Raw genomic sequence first — 15153 nt, forward strand, 5'->3', positions numbered from 1 at the left:
CGCCATGGGGCGGTTCGGGTCCGAACCGGCCGGGGGCCGTGTCGCATTTGCCCGGTCGGTTCGGGCCAAAGGTGCCCAGCATCCGGGAAATTCACGTCCTACCGGAAGACGATCACGACTTTTCGAGGTACTCCGCGCGCTCCTCGTCGACGACCTCGGCGACCATCCGGGCCAACCCCGGGTGCTCCCGCAGCGCCGGATCCGCGGCGACGAAGCGGTCCGCCTCCTCGCGCGCCTGAGCGATCACGTCCTCGTCGCGCAACAACGACAACATCTTCAGCCCGGACTTGCGACCCGACTGCGCCGCTCCCAGGACGTCGCCCTCCCGGCGCAGCTCCAGGTCCAGCCGCGCCAGCTCGAAACCGTCGGTGGTGGAGGCGACCGCGTCCAGCCGCTCGCGCGTCGTGGTGCCGCCCATGGCCTCGGTGACCAGCAGGCACAGACCCGGCGCGCTACCCCGGCCGACCCGGCCGCGCAGCTGGTGCAGCTGCGAGACGCCGAACCGGTCCGCATCCATGATCACCATGACCGTCGCGTTGGGAACGTTGACGCCGACCTCGATCACCGTGGTCGCCACCAGCACGTCCAGCTCGCCCGCGGCGAAGGCGCGCATCACCGCGTCCTTGTCGTCGGCGGCCAGCCTGCCGTGCAGGATCCCCAGCCGCAGACCCGACAGCGGCCCGGCCGCCAGCTGCTCGGCGACGTCGATCACCGCGACCGGCGGGCGCCGCTGCTCACCACCGTCGTCCGGCGGCGGCTCCTCGCCATCACCGTCATCCACAGTGGACTTCTTCGACTTCTTGCCCTTGCCCGTGCTCTCCTCGTCGTCACCGATGCGCGGGCACACCACGTACACCTGGTGCCCGGCGGCGACCTCCTCGTGGATGCGCGCCCACGCCCGGTCCAGCCACGCGGGCTTCTCCGCCACCGGCACCACGCTGGTGCTGATCGGGGAACGACCCTGCGGGAGCTCGCGCAGCGCCGAGGTCTCCAGATCGCCGTAAACCGTCATCGCCACCGTGCGCGGGATCGGCGTCGCCGTCATCACCAGCACGTGCGGCGCGGTCTCCTCGCCCGCGCGGGCGCGCAGGGCATCGCGCTGCTCGACGCCGAAGCGGTGCTGCTCGTCGACCACCACCAGCCCGAGATCGGCGAAGGACACCTTGTCCTGGATCAACGCGTGCGTGCCGACGACGATCCCCGCCTCACCGGAGGCCGCCTCCAGCATCGCCTTGCGCCGCTGCGCGGTGTTGAGCGAACCGGTCAGCAGCGTCACCCGCGTCGCGTTCTCCGCCCCGCCCAGCTCCCCGGCCATGGCCAGGTCGCCGAGCAGTTCGCGCAGCGAACGCGCGTGCTGCGCGGCCAGGACCTCGGTGGGCGCGAGCATCGCCGCCTGCCGCCCGGCGTCGACCACCTGCAGCATCGCGCGCAGCGCGACCACCGTCTTGCCGCTGCCCACCTCGCCCTGGACCAGGCGGTTCATCGGGTGCTCGGTGCCGAGGTCGGTGGCGATCTGCTCGCCGATCTCCTGCTGACCCTTGGTCAGCTCGAACGGCATCCGCTCGTCGAAGGCCACCCGCACCCCGTCGTCGCGGCGCTCGCACACCGGCGCCGGATGCGACTTGGTGTTGCTGCGCCGCTGCGCCAGCGTGAGCTGCACGGCCAGCGCCTCGTCCCACTTGAGCCGGTCCTGCGCCGCGGCGACCTCACCGAAGTTCTGCGGCAGGTGGATCTTGCGCAGCGCCTCCTCCAGCACCGACATGCCCAGGCGCTCGCGCAGCTCGGTGGGCAGCGGGTCGTCGGTGCCGTCCCACACGTCCAGCACCTGCTTCACGCAGCGCGCGATCGACCACGACGGCAACCCCTGCGCCGACGGGTAGACCGGCAGCAGCGCGCTCGCGAACTCCTCGGCGACGGCGCCGACGTCGGTGGCCTCCGAGTCGAACAGCTGGTACTCGGGATGCGCGAGCTGGAGCTGTTCGCGGAAGGCGGTGACCTTGCCCGCGAACATGCCGCGCTTGCCGGGGATCAGCTCCCGCTCGCGCCACGCCTGGTTGAAGAACGTGCACGACAGCGACCGGTGCCCGTCGGTGATGCGGGCCTCGACGATCGTGCCGCGACGGGACTTCATCGTGCGCTTGGTGACCCGCTCGACCTTGGCCAGCACGGTCGCGTGCTCGCCGAGCTCCAGCCCGGCGATCGCGGTCAGCTCTCCGCGCTCGGCGTAGCGGCGCGGGTAGTGCCGCAGCAGATCGCCGACGGTGACCAGTCCCAGCGCAGACTCGAGCGCCTTGCCGGTCTTGGCACCCAACAACCGGTCGAGCTTCGCGTCCAATGTGGTCACTGCAAGTCCTCCGCCTGCGTACTCGGATGGCACCGCAAGCTACTCGGCGGCACCGACGGTTTCCCGGCCGCCGACCCGCCAGCCGACCCACGCCACCGGCAGCGCGCCGAGCAGCAGCCAGCCCTCGCCGGACAGCTCGGTGGCGTCGCGGAAGTCCGGCGCGTCCAGGTTGGCCATCGTGGTCAGCACGACGGTCCCCAGCATCACCCAGCCGAACACCGCCATCACGGCCGCGGCCAGCGCGGTGGCGCGCTCGCGCAGCACCCCGCGCAGCAGCAGCGCGCTCCACACCGCGGCGACCACCAGCCACCACACCAGCTTGCCGACCAGGAAATCGCGCAGCGAGCTCGAACTCTCGGGTGATCCGGTGGAGGTCCACTCCACGGCGATGGGTTCGGGCAGCCGCGCGCCCACCAGCATGGGCACGGCGACCATCAGCACGGCCACGGACAGCGTCCAGCCGGCGATCAACCACACGTACCGGCTCCGGATGCGCACTGCTGTCTCCCGCGTCACTTGACTCGCTTCGAGGTTAGCGGCACCGCCGGTGAGCACCGCCGACCACCCGGGACGACGCGCGGGCGTGACGGGGAGGTTCCCCCGCTCACATCGCCGAGCGCTCGGCGAGCAGCGCGTTGACCAGATCCGCCCCGCGATCGGGCTTGTCCACGCTGATGACGAAGTCGCGCCCGGAGTTCAGGCGCAGCACCAGGCATTCGCCGCCGCGCAGCATGATCGCGGTGGTGGCGGGAAGGACCCGATAGCCCCAGCCGCCGACCTCCAGGGCGCGGTGGCGGGCGACTCGCGCGCTGCTGATCTGCTCCAGCCGGATCCGGCGAACCGGGAAGCGCTGCGGGCCGAACGCGGCGCGCACGCCCTGCTCGTCGACGCGGATCCGCACCGTCGACAGCGCTGACACGACGATTCCCCCGAGAAGCGCGGGCAGCGCGACCTGCCAGCCGGTCAGGACGAGCATCCCGACGCCCACCAGCACCCCGGCGGCTCCGACGACCACGAGGACCCGGCTGGACACCGAGGAGATCCACACCGCTCGGCGTCCAGGTTCGAGGTCGAGCCCGGCGGCGCCCTCGGTCTCGCCGGTTTCGGCTCCGGGCTCGTCAGGCCCTCGGTTGCCGACCAGCCAGCCGGCGAAGCCCGCCACCGCCGCCCCCACCAGCACCGGGAGCACGTGCCACATCGGCAAGCGGGCGTCCTGCCAGGCGGTGTGGTCGAGGTTCGTCCACAGCGTCGAGGCCGTGATGCCCCCGAAGAAGGCGGCCACCGCACCCAGGACCGCCGCCGAACCCGCCCGGTGCACCCGGCGTTCGCCCATCGCTCCCGCGACGACCGCGAACACCGCGAACAGCACCCACCCCGGCAGCACGACCAGCGGGAACGTCGCCAGGGACGTGGATCCGTCGGGCACGCCGGCGCCGCTGAAGTGGGTGGCGATCGGGTCCGGGAGCCGTCCGCGCAGCAGGATCATCGGCAAGACCAGCGCGGCGGTCACCAGCACCGTCCACGCGATCGACAGGACCAGGAATGCCTTGCGGTGGTTCACGATTCCTCCTCGATCCACCGCACCAGGTCGGCGGTGGTGAAGCCCCGGCGCCGCGCCTCGGCCACCAGGTCCCGCACCTGGGCGCGCAGCCCCGTCTCCGGGTCGGGACGCCGCAGCACGGTCACCCCTCGGCCGCGGCGGAACTCCAGCAGCCCCTCGGCGCGCAGTTCGCGCAGCGCGCGCAGCACGGTGTTGGCGTTGATGCTCATCGCGTCGGCCAGGTCGCGGGCGGGCGGCAGCCGGTCACCCGGCTCGACCTCCCCGTCGGCGATGGCGCGCCGGATCGCATCGGCGGCCTGCTCGTGCAGCGGCCGCCCGTCCTCGATGTCCAACGTGAGCAACATGGTGCCAATGAAACTAGCACCATCCGATTCATCTCGGAACCGGGCACGACGAATCAGGGGAACCAGGAGGCCCCCCTCAGGCAGTGCGGAACTACTCGATGCCGATCAGCAGCAGCGAGTCCAAGGCGCCCGCCGGGTAGCTGGCCATCTCCACCTCGGGGTGGGCGCGACGCAGGTGAGCCGACAGCTCCCCGGGCAGCTCGGGCGGGGTGTTGTCGCCGATGAGCGCGGTGAACAGCTCGCCGCCGGCGGTGAGCATCCGGGTCAGCAGCTCCCGCGCGGTGGTGGTCAGGTCTTCGCCGATGAGCACGACCTCCCCGTCGATCAGGCCGAGGATGTCGCCGGGACGGCACCGGCCGACCCAGGTCAGCGCTTCGGCGTCGGCGACGTAGAGCTCACCCCGACGGGTCGCCGCAGAGGCCTCGGCCATCGCGACCTGGTCGTCGGCGCGGCGGCGGTGCGGATCGTGCACCGCCAGCGCGGCCAGCCCCTGCACCGGCGACGCCGTCGGCACCACCACGACCTCCGGTCCCTCACCGGACCGGCCTGCCACCGCTCGCTCCACGACCAGGGCCGTGTCCAGGTCGTTGGGCAGCACGACCACGTGAGCGGCTCCGGTGCCGACGATCGCCTCCCGCAGCTCCGCCGGGACCGGGATCGAGCCGGTGACCAGCACGTCGGCACCTTCGGCGGCGAAGACCTCGCCGAGCACGTCCCCCGGCACGCACGCCAGCACCGCCACGTCGCGGGCGTAGGCGGCCTGCTGGTCGGCGAAGCGCGTCACCTTGATCCGGTGCACCCGGCCGGTCTCCACGCCCGCCTCGATCACTCCCCCGATGTCGTCGCAGTGCACGTGCACCGCCCAGGCGTCGGCGCCGTCACCGACGACCGACACGCAGTCGCCCAGCCCTCCCAGCCGCCCGCGCAGCGACTCCGCCCGCTCCGCGTCGGTGTCGGCCAGCAGGTACATGACCTCGTAGTCGAAGCTCGACTCGTGCTCCAGCAGGTCCGACTCGGCGGGCACCGGCGAGTTCGGGGCCAGCCACTCGCCGTCGACGACCACCGCGTGCAGCGCGTCGAGCAGGATCACCAGACCTCGCCCGCCCGCGTCGACGACGCCCGCTTCCGAGAGCACCGGCAGCTGCGCGGGGGTCGCGGCCAGCGCGTCGATCGCCGCCCGCGTCGAGGAGCGCACCACGTCGGCGAGGTCGTCGGAGTCCTGAGCACCGCGGGCGGCGGCGCGCAGCACCGACAGCACGGTTCCCTCCTGCGGCTCGGCGACGGCCTGCCAGGCCAGCTCGTCGGCCCGCCGCAGGGCCTCCCGCCACGCCACCCCGTCCGCGGTCTCGGCATCCCGCAGCTCCTCGGCCACACCCCTGATGGCCTGCGACAACAGCATCCCGGAGTTCCCGCAGGCGCCGCCGAGGGCGCCTTTGGCCAGCGCGGCGAACACGCCGCCGAGGGTGTCCGGGGCGGTCTCGTCGAGGGTGCGCACCGCCGCGCGCACGGTCTGCAGCAGGTTCGTCCCGGTGTCGCCGTCGGCGACCGGGTAGACGTTGATCCGGTCGATCGCCTCGCGCTCGGCCGACAGCGCCGACATGGCCAGGTCCGCCCAGCGGCGGGCAGTCGCCGCGTTCAGCGTCCGCAACACCCGGGAACCTCCCACGCACGTTAGGATCGGTCGCAGCCGAGACTATCCGCAGGCGGCGCCGTCACGGTGCTCCGCCGCACATCGGCCCCCGGCTCGGGAGCAGCCGGTGGCCGTGGGCTAGACTCATCGGGTCCCAGGGTGGCGATGACCCCGGGCAACCGGGTTCTCCGGGCTCAGTCCGCCGCACGGCGGTGAGCAGGAAGCGCTCCCGAAATGCCTCTCCGATTCGGTGTGGCACGACAGCGGAGCTCTCATCGCTGTAACCGTCAAGCAAAGTAAGGGGTGTCTGACGTGGCTGCCGTCTGCGACGTCTGTGGCAAGGGACCAGGCTTCGGCAACTCGGTCTCGCACTCCCACCGGAAGACCAAGCGCCGGTGGAACCCGAACATTCAGACCGTGCACGCCAAGATCGGTCTGTCCCAGCGCAAGCGCATGAACGTGTGCACCTCCTGCATGAAGGCAGGCAAGGTCGCCCGCGGCTGAGGATGTGTTCTTAGCTAGGAGCCCCGAGGTGGCAGTACCTCGGGGCTTTCTGCTGTTCAGGACCAGGAGACGAGCACGTCAGGCAAGCGTCGGCAGGCGCTTCATCTGTGCCCCACCAGAGCAACCGGCACCGCCGCGGGTTCTCAGACGTCTTCTGGGGAGGACAGCCGAAGCGCCGTGTATCGGCACATCAGTCTCGGATCCCGGAGCCAGAAGGCTCTGAGGTTCCGCCACCCGCACCGCTGCAACAAGACCACTGCAAGTTCAAGAAGCTACGGCAGCTTCCAGTCGATCGGGTCCCAGCCCTTGCGCTGCAAGACCTCGTTGGCTCGGCTGAAGGGCTTCGAGCCGAAGAACCCGCGGTCGGCCGACATCGGGCTCGGGTGGGGCGACTCGACGCACTCCACGCCGGGCATGAGCGGCCGCAGGTCGCGGGCGTCTCGTCCCCACAGGATCGCCACCAGCGGCTCGTCGCGAGCGGCCAGGGCCTTGATCGCCTGCGCGGTGACCTGCTCCCAGCCCTTGCCGCGGTGCGAGCCGGGCTTGCCGGGGCTGACCGTGAGGGCGCGGTTGAGCAGCAGGACGCCGCGTTCGGTCCACGGCGTGAGGTCGCCGCTGGAGGGCTTCGGGTGACCGAGGTCCTCGCTGTACTCGCGGAAGATGTTGACCAGGCTGCGCGGCGGCGCCACACCCTGGGCGACCGAGAAGCTCAGCCCCACCGGATGACCGGGCGTCGGGTACGGGTCCTGGCCGACGATGAGCACGCGCACGTCGTGGAACGGCTGCTGGAAGGCGCGCAGCACGTTCTCCGGCGCCGGCAGGTAGGTGCGGCCTTCGGCGACCTCGGAACGCAGGAAGGCGCCCATCGACGCGATCTGATCCGCGACCGGCGCGAGCGCCTCCGCCCAGCCGGCTTCGACGGTTTCGTGCAGGGGACGTGCTGCCATGCCGAGCAGATTAGCGATCGACATCGGCGGCCTCACGCACAACCCCACAACCACCCCTCAGTGGCACACGTCACATACCGATGACGTAACGGTGATCGCGACCTTGCCCACATGCGTAATCGGAACTACTCCGAAAGAGCCATTTTCGCCCGTCATCGCGGAAACGAACTCGTCAAATCAGTGACACTGCGGGAGCGGTTTTCGGCACTTCGAACGTGCGGTGGCCCATAAAGCAAATAACGTGGGAATGCTCGATGTCGCGCTTTTGGTGGCCTCCCCCTGGCCACTCGGCTAGGTTCTGGCGAAGTTCCAAAACGACCACGGCCGTGGAGACAACACCCGGAGGTGGGCCGCATCTCATGACTTCTCAGGAAACCGCCGAATCAGAGGCCGAGCAGAAGTCGTTGCTGCGTCGAGCGGTCGGCGCAGCCGCAATCGGTAACTGCACGGAGTGGTACGACTTCGGCGTCTACGCGTACGTGGCCGCATATGTCGGTCACCAGTTCTTCCCCGGCCCGTGGGAGACCATCTCCGCGTTCGGCGTCTTCGCCATCTCCTTCCTGTTCCGCCCGCTGGGCAGCCTGTTCTTCGGCCCGCTCGGCGACCGGATCGGCAGGCAGAAGGTCCTCGCGGTGACGATTCTGCTGATGTCGGGCTCGACATTCGTCATCGGCCTGCTGCCGACCTACGGCGCCATCGGCATCTTCGCACCGATGCTGCTGCTGCTGTGCCGGTTGCTGCAGGGCTTCTCCACCGGTGGCGAATACGGAGGCGCGGCGACCTACATCGCCGAGTACGCCCCCGACCGCAAGCGCGGCTTCTGGGGCAGTTGGCTCGAATTCGGCACGCTCGTCGGATTCGGACTCGGCGCGCTGGTGCCGACCATCCTGATCCTCACGCTGGACAGCACGTCCATGGAGACGTGGGGCTGGCGCATTCCGTTCCTGATCGCCGGTCCGCTCGGCGGCGTCGGTCTGTACCTGCGGTCCAGGCTGGAGGACACCCCGGCGTTCAAGCAGCTGGAGAACACCCACCAGGTCGCCAAGTCCCCGCTGCGGGACCTCATCCGCGAGTGGTGGCGCCAGCTGCTGATCCTCATGGGCATCGTGATCCTGATCAACGTCGCCAACTACACGATCCTGACCTACATGGAGACCTACCTCTCGGACACGCTCAACGTGCCCGACGGGCAGGAGCACCAGGTGCTGATCCCGCTGCTGCTGACGGTCGCGTTCATGATGTGCATCATCACGCCCATCGGCGCGCTGTCGGACCGCATCGGCCGGAAACCACTGTTCATCTCGGCGGCCATCTGCTTCCTGGTGCTGCCGGTCCCCGCGTTCTGGCTGATCGGCCAGGGAACGGTGCTGACCACCGTCCTCGGTCTGGCGCTGCTGGCCGTCGGTCACGTGCAGCTGATCGGGCCGCTGGCCGCGACGCTGCCGGCGATGTTCCCGACCAAGGTCCGCTACGCGGCGTTCTCGGTCGGCTATAACATCTCCACTGCCGTCTTCGGTGGCACTGCGCCACTGGTCAACGACGCCGTCGTGACCAACACCGGCAACAGCTACTTCCCCGCCTTCTACCTGATGGGCGCGGCACTGATCGCCCTGGTGCCGATCCTGCTCATGAAGGAGACCGCGAGGAAGCCGCTGATGCAGGACGCCCCCGCAGCGGCACCGGCGAGCTGACTGCGCCGAACCCACCACATTCGAGGACGCCCCCTGGTTCATCCGGGGGGCGTCCTCCTTCGTGCGCTCCTACCGCCAGTGCTCCCAGCCGGTCGGGCCTTCGTAGTCCTTGCCGTCGATGGTCACGCCCGAACCTTCGGCGACCACGCCGATCTCGCGGAAGCCCGGCGGCAGCGGGCGGTTGGCGGGGAAGGTCGCGATCAGGGCCTGGTCCTCGCCACCGGTGAGCACCCAGTGGCGGGCGTCGGCCCCGAGGGCGGAGGCGACCTCGGTGAGCCGCTGCGGGACCTCGACCTGCTCCAGGCGGAGGTCGACGGCCACCTTCGAGGCGGTGGCGATGTGCCCCAGGTCGGCCAGCAGACCGTCGGAGGTGTCCACCATGGACGTGGCACCGGCGACCGCGGCCTGCGGTCCGGCGCCGTAGGGCGGTTCGGGCACGCGGTGCGCGCCGACGACGGCGACCGGGGAGCGGAACCCGCGCCCCAGGACGGCTAACCCGGCGGCCGACCAGCCGAGCCGGCCCGCCACCGCGACGACATCGCCCGGACGCGCGCCGGAACGGGTGACGGGTTCGCGGCCCTGCAGGTCGCCGAGGGCTGTGATGGAGATCGTCAACGACGGCGAGGACACCATGTCACCGCCGACGATCCCGATCCCGGCCTGCTGCGCCTCTTCCCACAGTCCGTCGGCGAGCTCGTCGACCACGGACGCGGGCGTGTCGGGCGGGCAGCCGAGACCGACCAGCAGACCCGTGGGCACCGCGCCCATGGCGTTGATGTCGGAGAGGTTCACCGCGACCGCTTTGCGGCCCACCTGGTGCGGTGTGGACCAGTCGAAGCGGAAGTGGACCTGTTCCACCAGCACATCGGTGCTGGCGACCACGCGACCGTCGGGAGCGGCCAGCACGGCGGCGTCGTCACCCGGGCCGAGGAGCGTGCCCGGCGACTGATGACGACCAGCTGTCACTCGATCGATGAGATTGAACTCACCCACCTGGGAAATGGTCTGTGGTTCCTGGGACGAGTCAGGACCCAACTGGGACCTTCCTTCCTTGAGCATCAGCTCGGTCAGATGGGGTAGCTTTCTGCCAGTTTCCTACCCCGAGCACATGGGCTAGACGAAGGGGCACGCCGTGGTACAGGCATACATCCTCATCCAGACAGAGGTCGGCAAAGCAGCCGCCGTCGCCGGCGAGATCGCAGGGTCCGAAGGCGTCATCAGCGCCGAGGACGTCACCGGTCCCTACGACGTCATCGTGCGCGCCGAGGCCGAGAACGTCGACCTGCTCGGCAAGATGGTCGTCGCGAGGATCCAGAACGTCGAGGGCATCACGCGCACGCTGACGTGTCCGGTGGTTCACCTCTGAGGAACCCCTGTTCGGGCCGGGTCACGGCGTGGTGCTGTGATGGGCGACGTGGTTGAGCACGAGGATTCCGGCGTTCCCAAGCCGGTTCTGATCATCGCGATCGCGCTCGGCGTGCTGCTGGCCGTGGGCGTGGCCGGTGTCGGCGTCTACGGCTGGTACGGCGAGCACCGGCTCCGGCAGGAGACCGCGGCCGCCGAGGCCGCCCGGCGCACGGGTCCGCTGGCGGCGGCGCCGATCCCGGCACCCGAGGCGCAGTCCCCGGAGTGCGCGGCGGTGATGTCCGCGCTGCCCGCGCAGCTGTCGGTCGGTGGGGCCCAGGTGCCGCGCAGGCCCCTGGCCCAGCCCGCACCGGCGGCGACCGTCGCCTGGGGCGACGCCGAGCACGACCCGGTGACCGTGCGCTGCGGCATCGACGCGCCCGCCGAGCTGACCCCGACCTCGCAGCTGATGGACGTCTCCGGGGTCAGCTGGCTGGAGATCAACCAGGGCGGCGATTCCTCGTGGCTGGCCGTGGACCGGCCGGTCTACGTGGCGCTGAGCGCCCCGGCCGACATCGGAACGGGCCCGCTGCAGGACCTGTCGAAGCTGGTCGGCGGGAAGCTCCCCAAGCAACCGGTCTTCCCGTAGGAGCTCGCCCGCCGGTGCGGGCGGCAGAACCTGAGCGCCTCCGCGGACTCCGCGCACCGGGAACCGGATCTCAGTGGAAGTCCGGGACCTGACCCCCGGGTGGTGACGCGATCTCAGTGGAAATCGGGGATTAGCTCAAGACGCGAGAAGGCCGTCCCCCACCGAAGTGGAGGACGGCCTTCTCGCGTTGGTTCAGCGCAAGCCGGTGCCGCGCGCCAGCGCCGTGTCGACCAGCGTGGTCAGCAGCGCCGGGTAGTCGATGCCGCTGTGCGCCCACATCCGCGGGTACAGCGAGATCGGGGTGAAGCCCGGCATCGTGTTGACCTCGTTGATGACCAGCTTTCCCCCGTCGGACAGGAAGAAGTCGACGCGGGCGAGCCCCTGGCACTCCAGTGCGGCGAAGGCGCGCACCGCCATGTCGCGCAGCTCGGCGGTGTGCTCGTCGCTGATCTTGGCGGGAAGGTCGAACTCGGTGACGTCGTCGAGGTACTTCGACTCGTAGTCGTACCAATCACTCTCACCGGTGACACGCAGCTCGGCGGGCTGCGACGCCTCGACGCGGCCGTCGGGGAACTCCAGGACTCCGCACTCGATCTCGCGCCCGACCACACCGGTCTCGATGATGACCTTCGGGTCGGTGCGGCGGGCTTCGGCGATCGCCTCGTCCAGGTCGGCCCAGTCGGTGACCTTGGTGATGCCCAGCGACGAACCGGCGCGCGCGGGCTTGACGAACACCGGCAGGGTGAGCCGGTCGCGCTGCGCCTCGGTCAGCGCCTCCTGGCCCCGGCGCAGCACCTCGTAGGTGCCGACCTCGATGCCTTCGGCCGCGAGCAGCTTCTTGGTGTACTCCTTGTCCATCGACACCGCGCTGGAGAGCACGCCCGGACCCACGTAGGGCACGTCGGCCATCTCCAGCAGTCCCTGGATGGTGCCGTCCTCGCCGAAGGCGCCGTGCAGCACCGGGAAGACGACGTCGACGCCCGAGAGGACCTCGCCGCCCTTCCCCGGTTCGAGCAGCACCAGTTCCTGGCGGGTCGGGTCGCCCGGCAGGGTCAGCGCGGTGCCGGAGACGACCTGGGGTTCCTTGCGGTCCCGGATCTCCAGCTGCTTCGGGTCGTCGGTGCCGAGCACCCAGGCGCCTTCCTGGGTGATGCCGACCGGCACGATCTCGAAACGGTCCTGGTCCAGGTGGGCGAGCACGCTACCGCCGGACACGCAGGAGATGCCGTGCTCGGTGCTGCGCCCGCCGAAGACGACGGCCACCCGGGTCTTGCGCGAAGTCATGCGCCGGACCATACCTCGCGCGAGGACGCGTCGTTCTACGAAGCCCTACCGCCTGCGACACGATGCGGTCACGCGCCGGTCCGGCACAACCTCGCCACGACGGGCAGCGCGGCTTCCAGCTCATCGCGGGTGCAGGCGGCGTAGCCGAGGGCGAGTCCGTGCCACCGCTGCGGACCGTCGTGGTGCCGTCGCAGCCCGTCGAGGACGATTCCTCGCTCCGCCGCTTCGTCGACGACGCGCTGCTCGGTCTCGGCGTCCGGCAGCGGCAGCACGACGTGGGCGCCCGCGCGGTCGCCGAAGACGCTCACCCCTCCGGCGGCGAGGTGTTCGACGACGATCGCGCGGCGCTGCGACAGCTCCCGCCGCAACCGGCGCAGGTGCCTGCCGAGGTCTCCGTGGCGGGCGAGTTCCACCAGCACGCGCTGCCCGGCGGCGGCCGGGCCGGCGCCGATGCGCTCGCGGTGCCGCTGCACGGCGGTGGTGATCTTCTCGGCGGCCAGCATCCATCCGACCCCGAGCGTCGGGGTGAGGATCTTGCTGGTGGTGCCCAGGTGCACGACGACGTCCGGGGCCATCGAGGCCAGCACCGGCAGCGGCGCGACGTCGTAGCGGAGTTCGCCGTCGTAGTCGTCCTCGACGATCAGCCAGCCCTCGGAGCGGGCGCGTTCGATGAGCGCGATGCGTCGTTCGGCCGGGAGCCTCCCACCGATCGGGAACTGGTGCGCCGGTGAGCAGTAGACGGCCGCCACGTCGCTCGGGACGTCGTCGACCACGAGCCCGGAGTCGTCGACCGGTGCGGGCACGACCTCGATGCCGGCGGTCTTCAGCGCGCCGACCGCGCGCTGGTAACCGGGTTCCTCGACGGCGACCTTCCCCCCGCGCGGCAGCACGGCGGCGGCGAGTTCACCGAGCGCGGTGCTGGTGCCGCCGGTGGCCAGCACGTTCTCCGGCGTCCACCCGCCGACGACCAGACCCCGGTGCCGCAGCAGGTGTTCCACGACCGCCTCGCGGTAGCTGAGCAGTCCGGCCCGCTGCGGGCGCAGGTCGGGTGCGGTGTCGGCGGCGGCGCGCCACGCCCGTCGCCAGGTGGCGCGGTCGATGCCGTCGGCCCACGGGACCCCGGGCACCAGGACGATCATCGGGCGTTCGGCGTGCCGGTGCTGCAGCACCGGTGGCGGCACGGCGTCGCTGCGCGCGCCAGGCGGGCTGGTGGTGACGTAGGTGCCCGAGCCGCGCCGCCCGACGATCCAGCCCTCGGCGTGCAGCTGCTCGTAGGCGGCGGCGGTCACGGTGCGGCTGACGGCCAGGTGCCGGGCCAGCGCGCGCGTCGAGGGCAACCGGTCGCCGCCGCGCAGCTGGCCGATGGTGGCCGCGTGCCGCAACGCGTCGGCCAGTTGCACCGCGAGCGGCAGATCGCCGTCCCGGTGCAGGTCGATGGCCAGTTCCAGCAGCGGTGAGCTGGCCGCGGGCACGTCATGTGGCATTTCGGAATTCTCCCTGATTGGCACTTCGATGATGCCACTTGTCAGGCGAGGCTGGGGTCGTGACTTCGCAGCTCTCCCCCACCGAACGGTCCACCATCCGCCGAGGTGCCAAGCGGGCGCGCACCGACCGCGCCGAGCTCCACGCGACCCTCGACGCCGGGCTGGTCTGCCACCTGGCGGTGGTCGTCGACGGTTCGCCGCGCGTGCTGCCCACCGGCTACGGGCGTCGCGGCGACACGCTCTACCTGCACGGATCGACCGGGGCGCGCAGCCTCCGAGAAGCCGGCGAGGTGTGCGTGTCGGTGACCCACGTGGACGGCGTCGTCTACTCGCGCTCGATGATGCACCACTCGATCAACTACCGGTCGGCGGTGATCCACGGACGCATCCGGCACGTCGAGGACCCCGCCGAGCGCTGGGAAGGGCTGCGGGTGATCACCGAGCAGCTCGCGCCGGGATCGTGGGATCACGCGCGCCGGCCCAACAGGAAGGAGCTCGCCGCCACCGCCGTCCTGGCGCTGGACCTCACCGAGGCCGCGGTGAAGGTCCGCACCGGCGATCCGGGCGACGACGCCGAGGACGTCGCGGCGCACGAGGCGTGGGCCGGGGTGCTCCCGCTGCATCAGAGCTGGGGCACGCCGGTGCCTTCAGCGGACCTGATCGCGGAACTGCCCGTGCCCGAGCACGTTCTGCGGCGGTCCTGAGCGGATCAGCCGCGGATCGTGCGGTTCGCCCGCTGCGGGCGGTAGACGTGGATGGTCACCGCCGGGTCGACGCCGAGGTTGCTGACCTGGTGGGCGTAGTTCGGGCCGAAGACCCGGGACTGGCCGGTGGTCAGCGAGTGCAGCACCTCGGAGTTGCCCGGCCTGGCGACCCGTTCGGTCAGATTCCCCTGCACGACGGTGAAAGCACCGGTGGCGCCGCCGTGGTCGTGCAGATCGGTGTGCTGGCCGGGCAGCCAGCTCAGCAACCACGCCTCGTAGGCGTCGGTGCGGGCGAGCAGCCCGGCCCAGCGCTCATCGGCGTCGTAGCGCAGCAGGTGCGCCCAGGATTCGCGGTCGGCGGCGAACTCCCGGGCGACGCGGGCCGGGTGCGCGATGCTCAGGTCAGCGGGCGCGGCAAGGGTGTTGGGCGGAACGGCGAACACGTGAAGTCCTTCGGAGATCGTGAGCGAACCCCGGGACGCAGGCGCGCGAGGACGCCGCGATCAACCCGGGAAGCGGATGAGATCGATCAACACGAAGAACACGAACAGAGCGCGCTGGCGACGCGGTGCAGGTCGATGTGACCCCGTCGGCCGATGAACGCGCGCTTCAACACGCCACGCACTCAACCAGTCCCCCATCCCGCCGTCAACCACCGCCCTTTCCC

Annotated in this window: 15 protein-coding genes; 5 read left to right on the forward strand and 10 right to left on the reverse strand. The window is 70.9% G+C overall.

The annotated features are described in order from the left end of the window. Window positions 1-112 precede the first annotated feature (112 nt). The 5 genes from recG to E1202_RS26130 all read right to left on the reverse strand — a co-directional run bounded on the left by recG (window position 113) and on the right by E1202_RS26130 (window position 5900). On the reverse strand, window positions 113-2344 hold the full coding sequence (gene recG, locus E1202_RS26110) for an ATP-dependent DNA helicase RecG (RefSeq protein WP_132685801.1): 2232 nt from the start codon (window positions 2342-2344) through the stop codon (window positions 113-115). Between the two features lie 39 nt (window positions 2345-2383). Next, window positions 2384-2842, reverse strand: a complete 459-nt coding sequence (locus E1202_RS26115) for a hypothetical protein (protein ID WP_132685803.1) — start codon at window positions 2840-2842, stop codon at window positions 2384-2386. 106 nt (window positions 2843-2948) lie between these two features. Next, window positions 2949-3905, reverse strand: coding sequence for an SdpI family protein (locus tag E1202_RS26120; protein ID WP_132685805.1), 957 nt, complete (start codon window positions 3903-3905; stop codon window positions 2949-2951). Beyond that, window positions 3902-4249 carry a GntR family transcriptional regulator gene (locus E1202_RS26125; protein WP_132685807.1) on the reverse strand — a complete coding sequence of 116 codons (348 nt, stop codon included), beginning with the start codon at window positions 4247-4249 and terminating at the stop codon, window positions 3902-3904. Before E1202_RS26125 ends, E1202_RS26120 begins: the two co-directional genes overlap by 4 nt. A 91-nt stretch (window positions 4250-4340) precedes the next feature. After that, window positions 4341-5900 carry a DAK2 domain-containing protein gene (locus E1202_RS26130; RefSeq protein ID WP_132685809.1) on the reverse strand — a complete coding sequence of 520 codons (1560 nt, stop codon included), beginning with the start codon at window positions 5898-5900 and terminating at the stop codon, window positions 4341-4343. 291 nt (window positions 5901-6191) lie between these two features. On the opposite strand from E1202_RS26130, the gene rpmB reads away from it, so the two are divergent. After that, on the forward strand, window positions 6192-6383 hold the full coding sequence (rpmB, locus tag E1202_RS26135; protein WP_132625373.1) for a 50S ribosomal protein L28: 192 nt from the start codon (window positions 6192-6194) through the stop codon (window positions 6381-6383). A gap of 272 nt (window positions 6384-6655) precedes the next feature. Here the strand turns inward: rpmB and E1202_RS26140 are convergent, their stop codons facing one another. Beyond that, on the reverse strand, window positions 6656-7330 hold the full coding sequence (locus E1202_RS26140) for a uracil-DNA glycosylase (protein ID WP_132685811.1): 675 nt from the start codon (window positions 7328-7330) through the stop codon (window positions 6656-6658). 359 nt (window positions 7331-7689) lie between these two features. Between E1202_RS26140 and E1202_RS26145 the strand changes: the two genes are divergently transcribed. Beyond that, the gene (locus E1202_RS26145) at window positions 7690-9021 is read left to right on the forward strand and encodes an MFS transporter (RefSeq protein WP_132685813.1); all 1332 of its coding nucleotides are present in this window, start codon (window positions 7690-7692) and stop codon (window positions 9019-9021) included. A gap of 69 nt (window positions 9022-9090) precedes the next feature. On the opposite strand, the gene E1202_RS26150 is transcribed toward E1202_RS26145, so the two are convergent. Next, window positions 9091-10080 carry a thiamine-phosphate kinase gene (locus E1202_RS26150; protein ID WP_165943997.1) on the reverse strand — a complete coding sequence of 330 codons (990 nt, stop codon included), beginning with the start codon at window positions 10078-10080 and terminating at the stop codon, window positions 9091-9093. 73 nt (window positions 10081-10153) lie between these two features. Here E1202_RS26150 and E1202_RS26155 point away from each other — a divergent pair, with 73 nt between their 5' ends. Next, complete coding sequence (locus E1202_RS26155; protein WP_132685817.1) at window positions 10154-10387, forward strand: Lrp/AsnC ligand binding domain-containing protein; 234 nt, start codon at window positions 10154-10156, stop codon at window positions 10385-10387. Window positions 10388-10426: 39 nt separating this feature from the next. Continuing rightward, window positions 10427-11014, forward strand: coding sequence for a DUF3515 domain-containing protein (locus E1202_RS26160; RefSeq protein WP_132685819.1), 588 nt, complete (start codon window positions 10427-10429; stop codon window positions 11012-11014). Between the two features lie 192 nt (window positions 11015-11206). Here the strand turns inward: E1202_RS26160 and E1202_RS26165 are convergent, their stop codons facing one another. Together E1202_RS26165 and pdxR are read right to left on the reverse strand one after the other, a co-directional pair. Next, a complete protein-coding gene (locus E1202_RS26165) occupies window positions 11207-12298 on the reverse strand; it encodes a D-alanine--D-alanine ligase family protein (protein ID WP_132685821.1) in 1092 nt (363 codons plus the stop codon). Between the two features lie 68 nt (window positions 12299-12366). After that, on the reverse strand, window positions 12367-13782 hold the full coding sequence (gene pdxR, locus E1202_RS26170; RefSeq protein WP_132685823.1) for a MocR-like pyridoxine biosynthesis transcription factor PdxR: 1416 nt from the start codon (window positions 13780-13782) through the stop codon (window positions 12367-12369). A 59-nt stretch (window positions 13783-13841) separates the two neighbouring features. On the opposite strand from pdxR, the gene E1202_RS26175 reads away from it, so the two are divergent. Continuing rightward, window positions 13842-14486, forward strand: a complete 645-nt coding sequence (locus E1202_RS26175) for a pyridoxamine 5'-phosphate oxidase family protein (protein ID WP_207918928.1) — start codon at window positions 13842-13844, stop codon at window positions 14484-14486. Window positions 14487-14491: 5 nt separating this feature from the next. Here E1202_RS26175 and E1202_RS26180 read toward each other — a convergent pair whose 3' ends face one another. Further along, the gene (locus E1202_RS26180) at window positions 14492-14929 is read right to left on the reverse strand and encodes a cysteine dioxygenase (protein WP_132685824.1); all 438 of its coding nucleotides are present in this window, start codon (window positions 14927-14929) and stop codon (window positions 14492-14494) included. Window positions 14930-15153 lie beyond the last annotated feature (224 nt).

Origin of the sequence: Saccharopolyspora karakumensis (genome assembly GCF_004349225.1) — a bacterium.
GTDB lineage: Bacteria > Actinomycetota > Actinomycetes > Mycobacteriales > Pseudonocardiaceae > Saccharopolyspora > Saccharopolyspora endophytica.

Excerpts from the sequence above, each read along its gene's own strand:
- E1202_RS26145 (WP_132685813.1), top strand. The coding sequence starts at position 7,690 with ATGACTTCTCAGGAAACCGCCGAATCAGAGGCCGAGCAGAAGTCGTTG.
- E1202_RS26125 (WP_132685807.1), bottom strand. The coding sequence starts at position 4,249 with ATGTTGCTCACGTTGGACATCGAGGACGGGCGGCCGCTGCACGAGCAG.
- pdxR (WP_132685823.1), bottom strand. The coding sequence starts at position 13,782 with ATGCCACATGACGTGCCCGCGGCCAGCTCACCGCTGCTGGAACTGGCC.
- E1202_RS26140 (WP_132685811.1), bottom strand. The coding sequence starts at position 7,330 with ATGGCAGCACGTCCCCTGCACGAAACCGTCGAAGCCGGCTGGGCGGAG.
- E1202_RS26165 (WP_132685821.1), bottom strand. The coding sequence starts at position 12,298 with ATGACTTCGCGCAAGACCCGGGTGGCCGTCGTCTTCGGCGGGCGCAGC.
- E1202_RS26160 (WP_132685819.1), top strand. The coding sequence starts at position 10,427 with ATGGGCGACGTGGTTGAGCACGAGGATTCCGGCGTTCCCAAGCCGGTT.
- E1202_RS26150 (WP_165943997.1), bottom strand. The coding sequence starts at position 10,080 with ATGCTCAAGGAAGGAAGGTCCCAGTTGGGTCCTGACTCGTCCCAGGAA.